Source organism: Streptomyces antarcticus, from assembly GCF_026627255.1.
Taxonomy (GTDB): domain Bacteria; phylum Actinomycetota; class Actinomycetes; order Streptomycetales; family Streptomycetaceae; genus Streptomyces; species Streptomyces antarcticus.
Window position 1 is genome coordinate 72,987 of sequence record NZ_JAPNLM010000009.1, and the last position, 13,473, is coordinate 86,459.

Annotated in this window: 13 protein-coding genes; 7 read left to right on the forward strand and 6 right to left on the reverse strand. The window is 72.5% G+C overall.

The genetic code is table 11. From position 1 onward, the window contains the following. Positions 1-61 precede the first annotated feature (61 nt). A complete protein-coding gene (gene cobT, locus OTB16_RS15850) occupies positions 62-1,144 on the reverse strand; it encodes a nicotinate-nucleotide--dimethylbenzimidazole phosphoribosyltransferase (protein ID WP_267721013.1) in 1,083 nt (360 codons plus the stop codon). An 83-nt stretch (positions 1,145-1,227) separates the two neighbouring features. After that, entirely contained in the window at positions 1,228-2,433 is a 1,206-nt protein-coding gene (locus OTB16_RS15855; protein ID WP_267720823.1) for a bifunctional adenosylcobinamide kinase/adenosylcobinamide-phosphate guanylyltransferase, read from the reverse strand. A gap of 111 nt (positions 2,434-2,544) precedes the next feature. Between OTB16_RS15855 and OTB16_RS15860 the strand changes: the two genes are divergently transcribed. Continuing rightward, positions 2,545-2,757, forward strand: a complete 213-nt coding sequence (locus tag OTB16_RS15860) for a hypothetical protein (protein WP_267720825.1) — start codon at positions 2,545-2,547, stop codon at positions 2,755-2,757. 151 nt (positions 2,758-2,908) lie between these two features. Here the strand turns inward: OTB16_RS15860 and OTB16_RS15865 are convergent, their stop codons facing one another. After that, positions 2,909-3,631 carry a class I SAM-dependent methyltransferase gene (locus OTB16_RS15865; protein WP_420717714.1) on the reverse strand — a complete coding sequence of 241 codons (723 nt, stop codon included), beginning with the start codon at positions 3,629-3,631 and terminating at the stop codon, positions 2,909-2,911. 92 nt (positions 3,632-3,723) lie between these two features. Beyond that, positions 3,724-4,332, reverse strand: coding sequence for a DUF3043 domain-containing protein (locus OTB16_RS15870; protein ID WP_267720827.1), 609 nt, complete (start codon positions 4,330-4,332; stop codon positions 3,724-3,726). Positions 4,333-4,593: 261 nt separating this feature from the next. On the opposite strand from OTB16_RS15870, the gene OTB16_RS15875 reads away from it, so the two are divergent. After that, positions 4,594-5,388, forward strand: coding sequence for a PspA/IM30 family protein (locus tag OTB16_RS15875; RefSeq protein WP_267720829.1), 795 nt, complete (start codon positions 4,594-4,596; stop codon positions 5,386-5,388). 13 nt (positions 5,389-5,401) lie between these two features. Then, positions 5,402-5,680, forward strand: coding sequence for a PspA-associated protein PspAA (gene pspAA / locus OTB16_RS15880; protein ID WP_267720830.1), 279 nt, complete (start codon positions 5,402-5,404; stop codon positions 5,678-5,680). Between the two features lie 92 nt (positions 5,681-5,772). Here pspAA and OTB16_RS15885 read toward each other — a convergent pair whose 3' ends face one another. Beyond that, positions 5,773-6,552, reverse strand: a complete 780-nt coding sequence (locus OTB16_RS15885) for a hypothetical protein (RefSeq protein WP_267720831.1) — start codon at positions 6,550-6,552, stop codon at positions 5,773-5,775. A gap of 101 nt (positions 6,553-6,653) precedes the next feature. On the opposite strand from OTB16_RS15885, the gene OTB16_RS15890 reads away from it, so the two are divergent. The 3 genes from OTB16_RS15890 to OTB16_RS15900 all read left to right on the forward strand — a co-directional run bounded on the left by OTB16_RS15890 (position 6,654) and on the right by OTB16_RS15900 (position 11,524). Then, positions 6,654-7,475 carry an adenosylcobinamide-GDP ribazoletransferase gene (locus tag OTB16_RS15890; RefSeq protein WP_420717708.1) on the forward strand — a complete coding sequence of 274 codons (822 nt, stop codon included), beginning with the start codon at positions 6,654-6,656 and terminating at the stop codon, positions 7,473-7,475. 56 nt (positions 7,476-7,531) lie between these two features. Then, positions 7,532-8,251, forward strand: coding sequence for a response regulator (locus OTB16_RS15895; protein WP_267720832.1), 720 nt, complete (start codon positions 7,532-7,534; stop codon positions 8,249-8,251). Positions 8,252-8,392: 141 nt separating this feature from the next. Then, on the forward strand, positions 8,393-11,524 hold the full coding sequence (locus OTB16_RS15900) for an efflux RND transporter permease subunit (RefSeq protein ID WP_267720834.1): 3,132 nt from the start codon (positions 8,393-8,395) through the stop codon (positions 11,522-11,524). A 103-nt stretch (positions 11,525-11,627) separates the two neighbouring features. Here OTB16_RS15900 and nadA read toward each other — a convergent pair whose 3' ends face one another. Further along, entirely contained in the window at positions 11,628-12,815 is a 1,188-nt protein-coding gene (gene nadA, locus OTB16_RS15905; RefSeq protein ID WP_267720835.1) for a quinolinate synthase NadA, read from the reverse strand. Between the two features lie 301 nt (positions 12,816-13,116). On the opposite strand from nadA, the gene OTB16_RS15910 reads away from it, so the two are divergent. Beyond that, a complete protein-coding gene (locus OTB16_RS15910) occupies positions 13,117-13,473 on the forward strand; it encodes a HesB/IscA family protein (RefSeq protein ID WP_267720836.1) in 357 nt (118 codons plus the stop codon).

A 13,473-nucleotide genomic window follows, 5' to 3' on the forward strand; every position in this document is an offset into this window, starting at 1 on the left:
ACTGGCCAGGAGCGGGCCGTTCCGGGGCCGCGGCCTGGTCAGGGCCGCGAACCCCGGCGGCTCAAACCGTCGGTTCCTGCGCCGCCCTCCCCCAGACTTCGTCCGGGGGTGCCCCCGCCGGGAGTTCCGCCGCGAGTGCGGCGGCCGCCTGGACCAGGGGGAGGGCCAGCAGCGCCCCGGTTCCCTCGCCCACTGTGACGCCGTGGTCGAGTACAGGGTTGAGTGCCATGCGGTCCAGTGCCTTCGCCTGGCCCGGCTCGCCGCTCGCCTGACCGGCCAGCCACCAGTCCGGAGCCCGGAACGCGGCCCGCTGGGCCACCAGTCCGCAGGCCGCCGAGACGACACCGTCAAGGATCACCGGGGTCCGGCGCACCGCGCACTGGAGCAGGAAGCCGGTGATCGCCGCCACGTCGGCGCCGCCCACGGCCCCCAGCAGCGCGACCTGGTCGCCGAGGACCGGGCGGGCCCGGCGCAGCGCGTCGCGGATCGCCGCACACTTGCGCATCCAGGCGAGGTCGTCGATCGGCGCGCCGCCGCGGCCGGTGACCACGGAGGCATCGGTTCCGCACAGGGCGGCGACGAGGGTGGCGGCCACCGTGGTGCCGCCGACGCTGAGGTCCCCGAGGACGACCAGGTCCGTTCCCGAGTCGGCCTCCTCGTCGGCGATCCGCATCCCGAGGCGCAGCGCGTCGCGGGTCTCCTCGGCGGTCAGCGCGTCCTCCACGTCGATCCGGCCGCTGCCGCGCCGCACGCGGTGCCTGACCACGTCCTCGGGGAGCAGGCCCGGGTCGCAGTCCAGCCCGGCGTCGACGATCCGTACGGTCGCCCCGAACCGGCGGGCCAGGACGGCGACGGGGCTGGCCCCGTCGAGCACGGCCCGCACCAGCACGTGGGCGCTCCCGGCGGGCCGGGCGGAGACGCCCTCGGCGGCGATCCCGTGGTCGGCGGCGAACAGCACGACGCGGGGCCGCTCGATCGGCTTGACCGGCACCTGCCCCTGCGCGGCGGCGAGCCACTCGGCCAGCTCGTCGAGCCGGCCCAGCGCGCCGGGCGGCACGGCCAGCCGTTCACGGCGTTCCTCGGCATCACGCCGGACGCCCCCGTCGGGGCGCTCGATCAGATCGGAGAAGTCGTCGAGATTCAGCGTGGTCATCTGCCAGAGAGTACAGCCGGTGAGGCCCTCCCCTTGGGGGCGCGGTGAGGATCGGTCAGGCCCCGCCGGCCGGCTCAGTCCTTCAGCACCAGCGCCTGTCCGGCGACCACCAGCAGGACGTGCTCGCACTCGGCGGCGACCGCGGTGTTGAGGCGGCCCAGTTCGTCGCGGAAGCGCCGCCCGGAGGCCGTCGCGGGGACGATCCCCGAGCCCACCTCGTTGCTGACCAGCACCACCGGCCGTCGGGCCGTCCGGACCGCCCGCGCCAACTCCGCCGAACGGTCGTGCAGTTGCTGGTGGCCGCCCCTGGCCCACACCTCGTCGTCCCAGGCCCCGGCCCGGTCCATCGCGTCGGTGAGCCACAGCGCCAGGCAGTCCACGAGCAGCGGCGGCCCGGTCTCGGCCAGCAGCGGGACCAGGTCGCAGGTCTCCACCGTCCGCCAGGTCGCCGGACGGCGCTCCCGGTGCAGGCCGACGCGGTGGGCCCACTCCGCGTCCCCGTCCCGGGTGCCGCCGGTGGCCGCGTAGACCACCCCGGGGAAGGCCTCCAGGCGCCGCTCCGCCTCGAAGGACTTGCCCGAGCGGGCCCCGCCCAGCACCAGCGTCCGCCGCGGCGGGACCGGTACCGCGTGGTACTCGCCGGCGATCACCGTGGTCCCGTCCGCCACCGCCCGGGCCCCGGCGGCCGCGCAGCGGCGCTCCAGCTCCCGGCCCGGCGGGGTGTCGTGGTCCAGGTGCACCGCGATCACGTCCGTGGCCGGGCCGACCGCGCCGCTCGCCCGCAGCCTCGCCAGCGCCTCGGGCCGGCCGAGCACGTCCGCGAGGACCACGTCGTACGGCCGCTGCCCGGTCGTCCCGTTGGTACCGGCCGGGGCCCCGCCGGGCGGCAGGTACAGCAGCCGGCCGCCGTCCGGGCCCGTCACCTCGTACCCGGTGCCCGGCGCGTCCATGGGCACCGCCCGCACCCGGTGCCCCGAGATCACCGCCAGCTCCCGGCCGTCCGGCACCCGCCCGGCGGACGGCAGCCCGGGCGGCAGCTCCACCGGCGGGCCGTCGTGCGGGTGGGTCAGCAGGACCTGCCGTACGCCGGCCAGGGAATGCCCGGCCCGGGCGCCCGCCAGCACGGCCCCCGGGGTCAGGTCCAGCAGCAGGGCGCCGTCCACGAGGACGGCCGTGGCCGCGCGGGACCGGGGGCCGACGGAGAGCGCGCAGGCCGCGCAGGGGCAGCCGGGGCGGGGCAGACCCTCGGGTGTGCCGGTGCCGAGCAGAGTGAGTTCCACAGGATGATCCTCCCGCGTCGCCGGGAGAGCTGCGCGCCCGGTTACTCTGCGGGCACACTCAAGGCGAGAAGCGCGCGAACAGCGGACAGCGGACGAGCAACGGAGGCGGACATGGCGTGGACGTGGCGGTTCGAGACGGCCGACGGCAGCGAGGCGAGCCCGTCGGTGGTGCCGGAGGAGTTCACCACGCAGGGCGACGCGGAGTCCTGGATCGGGGAGTACTGGAAGGACCTGCTGGAGGGCGGCACCGAGCAGGTCAAGCTGTCCGACGACAGCGGGACCGAGCTGTACACGATGAGCCTGCGCGCGGCGCTCGACGCCTGAGCGGTTCTCCTCCGGGAGCGGTCGCCCGCTCCCGGAGGGCCCGGAGTCCGTTCGGCCGGAGCCCTTCGAGCGGAAGCCCGATGAGAGCAAGCCCGATGAGCGCAAGCGCAAGCGCGAGGAGCCGGAGGCCTTGGGGCCGGTGCCCGGCGGGTCAGCCCCGTACGCCGCACAGGTGCAGCAGCGCCGCGACCCCGCGGTACGGGTCGGTGCGGCCGGCGCGGTCCTCGGCGGCCAGCAGCCGCTCCAGCTCTTCGTCGGGCGGGAGGGTCTCGCCAACCTCGGTCCCGTCGGTGAAGACGCGCACCCCGTACCAGGCCTGGAGCGGCGCTCCGATGCCCGACAGCGTGGCCGTCAGCCCGGCCAGCCGGTCGGCGCGCACGTCGAGGCCCAGCCGGTTCGTGTAGTCGAGGCTCTCGAAGGCGGTCAGCGCCCCCGCCCAGTCGCCGTTCAGCCCGGGCCGCATGGCGAGCGCGTCGCCGTTGCGCACGAGCAGGGACAGCAGGCCGCCGGGGGCCAGCATCCGGGCCAGCCCGGCGAGCATGGCGTCCGCTTCGGGCACATACATCAGCACTCCGTGGCACAGCACCACGTCGAAGCTGCCCGGCAGGAAGTGGACGCCGGTCTCGCGGCCGTCGCCCTCCATCAGGCGGACCCGGTCGCGGATCCCGGCGGGCTCCTCGGCCAGCGCCTCGCGGGCGACGGCCAGCATGCCGGGGTCCTGCTCCAGGCCGGTCACCTTGTGCCCGGCGCGGGCCAGGCGCAGGGTCTGCGTGCCCTGGCCCATGCCGACGTCGAGGACGCGCAGCCGCTGCCCGACCGGGAAGCGGTGCGCGATCTGCTCATCCACCTGCTGGCCGACGAGTTCCTGGCGCACCGCGTTGCGCAGCCCGCCCAGGCCCTCGAGCCATATGCGGGTACCGCCCGAGAAGCCCTCGCCCGGAGCCACGGCTCCGGGCGCCACTGAACTCAGGGCCGTTCCCCGCGCTTGACCTGCGGCTTGGGCAGGCGGAGCCGGCGCATCTGGAGGGTGCGCATGAGGCCGTACGCGACGGCGCCGCGGCGCGGCTCGTCCGGGAAGCGCTCGTTCAGTGCCTTGCGGAGGCGGAAGACGAGGCCGACGGAGTCGACGATGATCAGCGCGATCACGCCGAGCCACAGCATCAGCGCGATGTTCTGGATCGAGGGGACCCGCACCATGCTCAGCACCAGGATGATCACTGCCAGCGGCAGGAACATCTCGGCGACCGAGAAGCGGGAGTCCACGTAGTCGCGGACGAACCGGCGGACCGGGCCCTTGTCACGGACGGGCAGGTAACGCTCGTCGCCGTTGGCCAGAGCCTCGCGCTGCTTCGCCATCTCTCCACGGCGGCGCTCACGGGCTCGCTTGGCATCCTCCTTGCGATTGCCGGTCGAGGCCACCACGGCCTTGCGCTGCGACTGGGCCACAGCACGCTTCGGCGTAGGGCGGCCCTTCGGGGCCTGCGGGTCACGGGGCTGCGAGAGGTCGGCGCTCACCTTGTCGGTGGCGGCGGCCTTCTCTTCCTTGGAGGAGCGGCTACCAAACACAAAACCCAAGCGTACGTGGTTGCGGGCACCTGCCCCACCCTGGTGGGGAACGATCCGGCAACGGCGGGCGTCTTCCAGTTGCACGGTCCGTCCGGTGGGCCCCTTCTCCTGGGATCACCTACTCCTTACGCCTGACAGGGCGCGGGTGTAGTCGTCCTGGAGGAGGAGCGCATCCGTGCTCGAACAGTGCGGTAATGGAGACAGGGCCCGTACTGTGGGTCTTGTTGGTGACCTGGAGCGAAGTCCGTCAGAAGGGGGCGCGCGAAGCCCATGAGCGGTGTCATGAAGCGTATGGGGATGCTCTTCCGCGCGAAGGCGAACAAGGCCCTTGACCGGGCCGAGGACCCGCGCGAAACCCTCGACTACTCGTACCAGAAGCAGCTGGAGCTGCTTCAGAAGGTGCGCCGCGGAGTCGCCGACGTGGCGACCTCCCGCAAGCGCCTGGAGCTGCAGCTGAACCAGCTGCAGGGCCAGTCGGCCAAGCTGGAGGACCAGGGCCGCAAGGCGCTGGCCCTGGGCCGCGAGGACCTGGCCCGCGAGGCCCTGGCCCGCCGCTCCTCCCTCCAGCAGCAGGTCAGCGACCTGGAGGTGCAGCACCAGACCCTCCAGGGCGAGGAGGAGAAGCTGACCCTCGCCGCACAGCGCCTCCAGGCCAAGGTGGACGCTTTCCGGACGAAGAAGGAGACCATCAAGGCCACCTACACCGCGGCCCAGGCACAGACCCGGATCGCGGAGTCCTTCTCCGGCATCTCCGAGGAGATGAGCGACGTCGGCCTGGCCATCCAGCGGGCCGAGGACAAGACCGCCCAGCTCCAGGCCCGAGCCGGCGCGATCGACGAGCTGCTGGCCTCCGGCGCGCTCGACGACCGCAGCGGGCTCGGCTCCAAGGACGACATCCAGGCCGAGCTGGACCGCCTCTCGGGCGGTACGGACGTGGAGCTCGAACTCCAGCGGATGAAGGCCGAGCTGGCGGGCGGCACGTCCGCGCAGCAGCCGGCCATCGAGGGCGGCGCCCCGGGCACCGCCCAGCCGCCGCAGACCCAGCACCGGTTCGACAAGCAGTAGGACGGGGCCCGTCATGATTGTCCGCATCATGGGGGAGGGCCAGGTGGAGATGGCCGACGGCCACTTCACCGAGCTGAACAGGCTGGACGACGAGTTGCTCGCGGAGATGCAGCGCGGCGACGAGGAGGGCTTCCGGCGCACGCTGGGCGCGCTCCTCGAAGCGGTACGTCGCCTGGGCGAACCGCTGCCGGACGAGGCACTGGAGCCGTCCGAGCTGATCCTGCCCGGTCCGGACGCCGGCCTGGACGAGGTCAGGGCGATGCTCGCCGACGACGGCCTGATCCCGGGCTGAGCCCCGGCGACCGACCGGCACCACGGGCCCGCCCCCGCAACGGGGGCGGGCCCGCCGCCGTTCGTTCCGGGACCCGGAGGGGTCCCGCCGGCTCAGGCCCCGGGAGGCTTCTCCGGGGCCGCGGCGACGGCGTGCTCCTCGTCGGGGGTGCCGCCGATGAAGTTCTCGAACCTCCGGCGCGGAGCCGACCACCGCCGGTCGTGGTGGAAGGCGCGCAGCGCCGCCTTGGCGCGGGCGCGGGGGCGCTTCCCGTAGAACCTCTTCGCGTACGGGGAGTCCGGCCGGGCGAGGCGGACCGCGCCGATGAGCGCGACGAACGGGATGACCGTGCCGAAGAACGCGGTACGGGCCTTGCCCTTCCACAGGGCGATCAGCGCCAGGAAGAAGTTCGTGGCCGTGTTCATGACCACGAGGCCGCGGCTCTGCCGCTCCTCGGTGGTGAGGTCGTTCACCCCGAACGGCACGAACCCGCCGAGGACCAGCGCCACGAGGGCGGCCGTCAGCACCACGATCTCCACGCTCTTGCGGCCCTGCTCGCTCCAGTAGACGTCGTCGAGGTGCAGGATCAGGGCGAACTCGTCCAGGACCAGGCCCGCCCCCAGGCCGAAGATGACCGCCGAGAGGGCCGCGCCGAAGCTGTGCCGGGCGCCGGCGACCGCCCCGAAGCCGCCGATGATCACCAGGATGACGCCCGGCACCACGTGGTGGACGTGTATCCCGCCCGGGGTGACGTTCTTGAACGGTCCCCTTCCCGCCCTGATCAGCCGGGTGATCACGCGGGTGATCAGGAAGGACATGACGAACGCGAGGAGTGCCAGCAGCAGCGGCAGCTTCCCCGGCTCCATGATGTTGCGGTACCACCACTGACCCATCGCATCCGCTCCCTCTCCGGCCGGATACGAGATGGCCGGATACCGATTTTGCCCGTAATGGGTAACTTACCGCCCGGCGCCGACCGGTAGCGTTCGCGCCGATGAAAGATTTGTTCGAAGACCCGCCCATGGCGCCGCCGCCGGAACGCGCCTCGCTGCGCGACGGCCTCCGCTTCGCGTTCGGCACCCTCACCGTGCTGCCCGCCCGCATCACCCGCTGGGACCGGCCCGCCGCCCGGACCGGCATGGCCTGCGCCCCGCTCGCCGGACTGGCCGTCGGCCTGCTCGCGGCCGTCCCCGGCGTGCTGCTGCTGGTGTGCGGCGGAGGGCCGCTGCTCGCCGCGGCCGTGACCGTCGCCGTACCGGCCGCCCTCACCCGGGGGCTGCACCTCGACGGGCTCGCCGACACCGCGGACGGGCTGGGCAGCGCCAAACCCGCCGAGGACGCGCTGCGCGTCATGAAGCAGTCCGACATCGGCCCCTTCGGCGTCGTGGCCCTGCTGCTCGTGCTGCTCGTCCAGGTGGCCGCCCTGGCCGACGCGTACGCCGACAGCTGGGTCCGCGGCGCCCTCGCCGCCGTGACCGCCGCCGTGGCCGCCCGGCTCGCCATGACCCTGGCCGCCCGCGACGGCGTACCGCCCGCCCGCCCCGGAGGCCTCGGCGCGGCCGTCGCGGGGGTGGTACCGCGCGGCGTGGCCGCCGCGCTCGCCGCGCTCACCGTGCTGCTCGCCGGCGCCTGCGCCCTCCCGCTCGGCCTGCCGTCCGCCGCCGCGCACGCGGCCGCGGTGCTGGCCGCCCTCGGCGCGGCCGAACTGCTGCTGCGGCGCTGCGTACGGCGCTTCGACGGGGTCACCGGAGACGTCTTCGGGGCCCTGGCCGAGGTCGCGGCGACCGCGGCCCTGGTGGTGCTCGCCCTGGGCTGACCGGCCGGGCCCGCCCGCGGACCGGGCGTACGCACGCCCGGACGTACGCTCACCCCGTGGACCACACTCCGACGGAACCGACCGCCGACGCGCCCATCCGCGTCCTGCTCGCCGACGACCAGGCACTGCTGCGCAGCGCCTTCAGGGTGCTCGTGGACTCCGAGTCCGACATGGAGGTCGTCGGCGAGGCGGCGGACGGCGCCGAGGCCTTCGAGGCCGCCCGGCGCGAACGCCCCGACGTCGTCCTCATGGACATCCGCATGCCCGGCACCGACGGGCTCGCCGCCACCCGCATGATCAGCGCGGATCCGGAGCTCGCCGCGGTGCGCGTCGTCATGCTGACGACCTTCGAGGTCGACGAGTACGTGGTCGCGGCCCTGCGCGCCGGCGCCTCCGGCTTTCTCGGCAAGGGTGCCGAGCCCGACGAACTGCTCAACGCCATCCGCGTCGCCGCCGCGGGCGACGCGCTGCTCTCCCCGGCCGCAACCCGCGGGCTCATCGCCACCTTCCTCGCGCAGGGCGGCGGCGCCGACACCCCCGCCACCGGCGCCGCGCACTCCGAGCGCCTCGCGGCGCTCACCGGCCGCGAGCGCGAGGTCCTCGTCCTCGTCGCCTCGGGGCTGTCCAACGACGGGATCGCCGGCCGGCTGGAAGTCAGCCCGCTCACCGTCAAGACCCACGTCAACCGGGCCATGGCCAAACTCGGCGCCCGCGACCGCGCCCAATTGGTGGTCATTGCCTACGAATCGGGCCTGGTCCGGCCGCGCACCGAGTAGCGCGCGGCCGGCCGCAGTAGTACGGCGTACTGCGGGCGCGGTATGCCGCACATAAGGACGGCACCTGCGAGCGACGCAGCGCGCGCCGGGCATGGGAAAGGCTGGGAGCCACGCCTCCACCACTGCAGAGAGATCCCATCCATGTCCTGGCTGTCCCGCTTCAGCCTCGCCCAAAGGCCGTTGATCGGCCTCGTCTCACTCGTGGCGCTCCTCTTCGGCGCCATAGCCGTCCCGCAGCTCAAGCAGCAGCTGCTGCCGTCCATCGAACTGCCGATGGTGTCCGTGCTCGCGCCGTACCAGGGCGCCTCGCCCGACGTGGTGGAGAAGCAGGTCGTCGAACCGATCGAGGCCATGCTGGGGGGCGTCGACGGCATCACCGGCATCACGTCCACCGCCAGCGAGGGCAACGCCCTCGTCATGGCCACCTTCGACTACGGCGACAGCGGCACCAAGCAGCTCGTCGCCGACGTCCAGCAGGCCGTCAACCGGGCCCGCGTCCGGCTGCCCGCCGAGGTGGACCCGCAGGTGGTCGCCGGTTCCACCGACGACATCCCGACCGTCATCCTGGCCGTCACCTCCGGCAAGGACCAGCAGGCGCTCGCCGCCCAGCTGGAGGGCTCCGTCGTCCCCGTCCTTTCGGACATCGAGGGCGTCGGCCAGGTCACCGTGGACGGGGTCCAGGACCTCCAGGTCACCGTCACCCCCGACGACGCGAGGCTCGCGGCCGCGGGCCTCGACGGTGCCGCGCTCGCCCAGGGCCTCCAGGCGGGCGGCGCGACCGTCCCCGCCGGCTCCTTCGACGAGCAGGGCAAGAACCGCACCGTCCGCGTCGGCTCCGGCTACACCTCCCTCGCCCAGCTGGAGGACCTGCGCCTGAGCCCCGGCCCGGGCAAGCCCGCGGTCCGCCTCGCCGACGTGGCCACGGTGAAGCAGGAGCCGGCCAAGGCCGCCTCGATCACCCGTACCAACGGCAAGCCCAGCCTCGCCCTCGTCCTCACCATGGACAAGGACGGCAGCGCCGTCGCCATCTCGGACGCCGTCAAGGACAAGCTGCCCGAACTGCGCTCCACCCTCGGCGCCGGAGCCGAGCTGACCGTCGTCAGCGACCAGGGCCCGGCCGTCGCCAAGTCGATCTCCAGCCTCACCACCGAGGGCCTGCTCGGCCTGGTCTTCGCGGTGATCGTGATCCTGGTCTTCCTCGCCTCGGTGCGCTCGACGCTGGTCACCGCGGTCTCCATTCCGCTCTCGGTCGTCCTCGCGCTCATCGTGCTGTGGACCCGCGACCTGTCGCTCAACATGCTCACCCTGGGCGCGCTCACCATTGCCATCGGCCGCGTGGTCGACGACTCGATCGTGGTCCTGGAGAACATCAAGCGCCACCTCGGCTACGGCGAGGAGCGCGAGAGCGCCATCATCACCGCGGTCAAGGAAGTGGCCGGCGCGGTCACCTCCTCCACGCTCACCACCGTCGCCGTCTTCCTGCCGATCGGCCTGGTCGGCGGCATGATCGGCGAGCTGTTCGGCTCCTTCTCGCTCACCGTCACCGCGGCCTTGCTGGCCTCGCTGCTCGTCTCCCTCACCGTCGTGCCGGTGCTCTCGTACTGGTTCCTCCGCGCGCCGAAGGGCGTCACGGCCGGGGACGCCGAGAGCGCCGCCAGGGCCCGCCGCGAGGCGGAGGAGAAGGAGGCGCGCAGCCGCCTCCAGCAGTTCTACGTACGCGTCCTGGGCTTCGCCACCCGGCGCCGGCTCACCAGCGTCGCCATCGCGGTGGTCGTGCTCGTCGGCACCTTCGGGATGACGCCCCTGCTGAAGACCAACTTCTTCGATCAGGGCGAGCAGGACGTCCTGACGATCAAGCAGGAGCTCCCCCCGGGCACCTCGCTGGCCGCCTCCGACGAGGCGAGCCGCAAGATCGAGACGGCCTTGGCCTCGGTCAAGGGCGTCAAGAGCCACCAGGTGACCGTCGGCTCCTCCGGCTTCCTCGCCGCCTTCGGCGGTGGCACCGGCTCCAACCAGGCCTCCTTCCAGGTCTCCCTGAAGGACGCCGGCGACGCCGCCGCCGTGAAGAAGGACATCGAGGGCGCCCTCGCCGAGCTGGACGGCATCGGCGAGACCCGGATCGCGGCGGGCGACGGCTTCGGCAGCCAGAACCTCAGCGTGGTCGTCAAGGCCGGCGACGCCGGGGTCCTCGCCAAGGCCGCCGAGCAGGTCCGCGCGGAGGTGGCCGCCCTGGGGGACGTCACCGACGTACAGAGCGACCTGTCCCAGTCCGTGCCCCGGATCTCGGTGACCGCCACCCCCAAGGCCGCCGACGCGGGCCTGAACCAGGCCGCGCTCGGCGCGATCGTCGCGCAGGCCGTACGGGGCAACCCGGCGGGCAAGGCCGTACTGGACGACACCGAGCGGGACATCGTCATCAAGTCCGCGGTGCCGGCCACCACCCTGGCCGAACTCCAGGCCCTCCCGGTCGGCCCGGTCAGGCTCGGTGACATCGCCGAGGTCAAGGTGGTCCCCGGCCCGGTCGGCATGACCCGGATCGACGGCGCCCGCGCCGCCACCATCACCGCCAAGCCGACCGGCGACAACACGGGCGCGGTCAGCACCACGCTCCAGGCCAAGATCAAGGCACTGGACCTGCCCGACGGCGCCACGGCGTCCATCGGCGGCGTCTCCGAGGACCAGGACGAGGCCTTCGCCTCGCTGGGCCTGGCCATGCTCGCGGCCATCGCGATCGTGTTCATGCTGCTGGTCGCCACCTTCCGGTCGCTGATCCAGCCGCTGATCCTGCTGGTCTCCATCCCGTTCGCGGCCACCGGCGCCCTCGGCCTGCTGATCGTCACCGGCACCCCCATGGGCGTCCCGGCGATGATCGGCATGCTGATGCTCATCGGCATCGTGGTGACCAACGCGATCGTCCTGATCGACCTGGTCAACCAGTACCGCGCCCAAGGGCTGGGCGTCGTCGAGGCGGTCGTCGAGGGCGGACGGCACCGGCTGCGCCCGATCCTGATGACGGCCCTCGCGACGATCTTCGCCCTGCTCCCGATGGCGCTGGGCGTCACCGGCGAGGGCGGCTTCATCTCGCAGCCGCTCGCGGTCGTGGTGATCGGCGGCCTGGTCAGCTCGACCCTGCTGACGCTGCTCCTGGTGCCGACCCTCTACACGATGGTCGAGCTCCGCAAGGAGCGCCGGGCCGCGAGGCGCGCCGAGCGCCGCGCCGCCGGGCTGACGGTGGTTCCCCCGGCCCGGGAGGAGTTCCCGGCCGACGCCTGACCGGCCCGCCGTACGCACGCCCGAGGGGCGGCCCCACTGCGGGGCCGCCCCTCGGGTCGTGGGCGGTCCGGGCCCGGGGGCCCGTACTCCGTACCGCTCCGTCCTACGCGAGCGCGAGCATCCGCTCCAGCGCGAGCTTCGCGAAGCTCTCCGTCTCCTTGTCGACCTGGATCTGGTTCACGAGGTTGCCCTCGGCCAGGGACTCCAGGGTCCACACGAGGTGGGGGAGGTCGATGCGGTTCATCGTCGAGCAGAAGCAGACCGTCTTGTCGAGGAAGACGACTTCCTTGTCCTCGGCGGCGAAACGGTTCGCCAGGCGCCGCACCAGGTTCAGCTCGGTGCCGATGGCCCACTTGGAACCGGCCGGGGCCGCCTCCAGCGCCTTGATGATGTACTCCGTCGAGCCGACCTGGTCCGCGGCCGCCACGACCTCGTGCTTGCACTCGGGGTGCACCAGGACGTTCACGCCGGGTATGCGGGCGCGCACGTCGTTGACGGAGTCGACCGAGAACCGGCCGTGGACCGAGCAGTGCCCGCGCCACAGGATCATCTTGGCGTCGCGGAGCTGCTCGACGGTCAGGCCGCCGTTCGGCTTGTGCGGGTTGTAGAGCACGCAGTCGTCCAGGGACATGCCCATGTCGCGGACGGCCGTGTTGCGCCCCAGGTGCTGGTCCGGGAGGAAGAGGACCTTCTCGCCCTGCTGGAAGGCCCAGTCCAGGGCCTTCTTCGCGTTGGACGAGGTACAGATCGTGCCGCCGTGCTTGCCGGTGAAGGCCTTGATGTCGGCGGAGGAGTTCATGTACGAGACGGGCACCGTGCTACCGGCGACACCCGCCTCCGTCAGGACGTCCCAGCACTCCGCGACCTGCTCGGCGGTGGCCATGTCGGCCATCGAGCAGCCGGCGGCCAGGTCGGGCAGGACCACCTTCTGGTCGTCCGAGGTCAGGATGTCCGCCGACTCGGCCATGAAGTGGACGCCGCAGAAGACGATGTACTCGGCCTCCGGCCTGGCGGCCGCGTCCTTGGCGAGCTTGAAGGAGTCACCGGTGACGTCGGCGAACTCGATGACCTCGTCACGCTGGTAGTGGTGGCCGAGGATGAAGACCTTGTCCCCGAGCTTCTCCTTGGCCGCGCGGGCGCGCGCCACGAGGTTGGGGTCCGACGGAGAGGGCAGGTCACCGGGGCACTCCACCCCGCGCTCGCTCTTCGGGTCGGCTTCGCGGCCGAGCAGCAGCAGGGCAAGCGGCGTCGGCTGGACGTCCAAAGGCTGGGCGGTGGTCACGACACGCACCCTTTCTGTTCTGCGACGAAGGACTTCGGGACTTCTGGAGGCATCGCCTCGACTTCTCGTCTATTTGACGTTATCTATCATAACCGCTTCACGTCAGTTTGACGATGCCGATAGTGTCAATGTGACGAATTAGCCCGCGGCGTCACGGATCCCGCTCCCGCGCCCGGTGTGCGAGCATGAATGTCTGGAACAAGCGTCGGGTCCGGAATGAATCCGCGGCCTCGCTCGTTGCCACCGACGGCAAGAGTCCGACGTTTCCCCGCCTCAGGCGGGGAGCCGCCCACTTCGGGAGTGAATGCAGATGTCCGTACAGGACGACAAGACCACCGTGAGCGACGGCATCCTCCTGTCGGACGCCGCCGCCGAAAAGGTCAGGACCCTCCTGGGCCAGGAAGGCCGCGAAGACCTGGCGCTGCGCGTCGCCGTCCAGCCCGGCGGCTGCTCCGGCCTGCGCTACCAGCTCTTCTTCGACGAGCGCTCGCTCGACGGCGACGTGGTCAAGGACTTCGACGGAGTGAAGGTCGTCACCGACCGCATGAGCTCCCCGTACCTGCACGGTGCCTCCATCGACTTCGTCGACACCATCGAGAAGCAGGGCTTCACGATCGACAACCCGAACGCCACCGGCTCCTGCGCCTGCGGCGACTCGTTCAGCTAG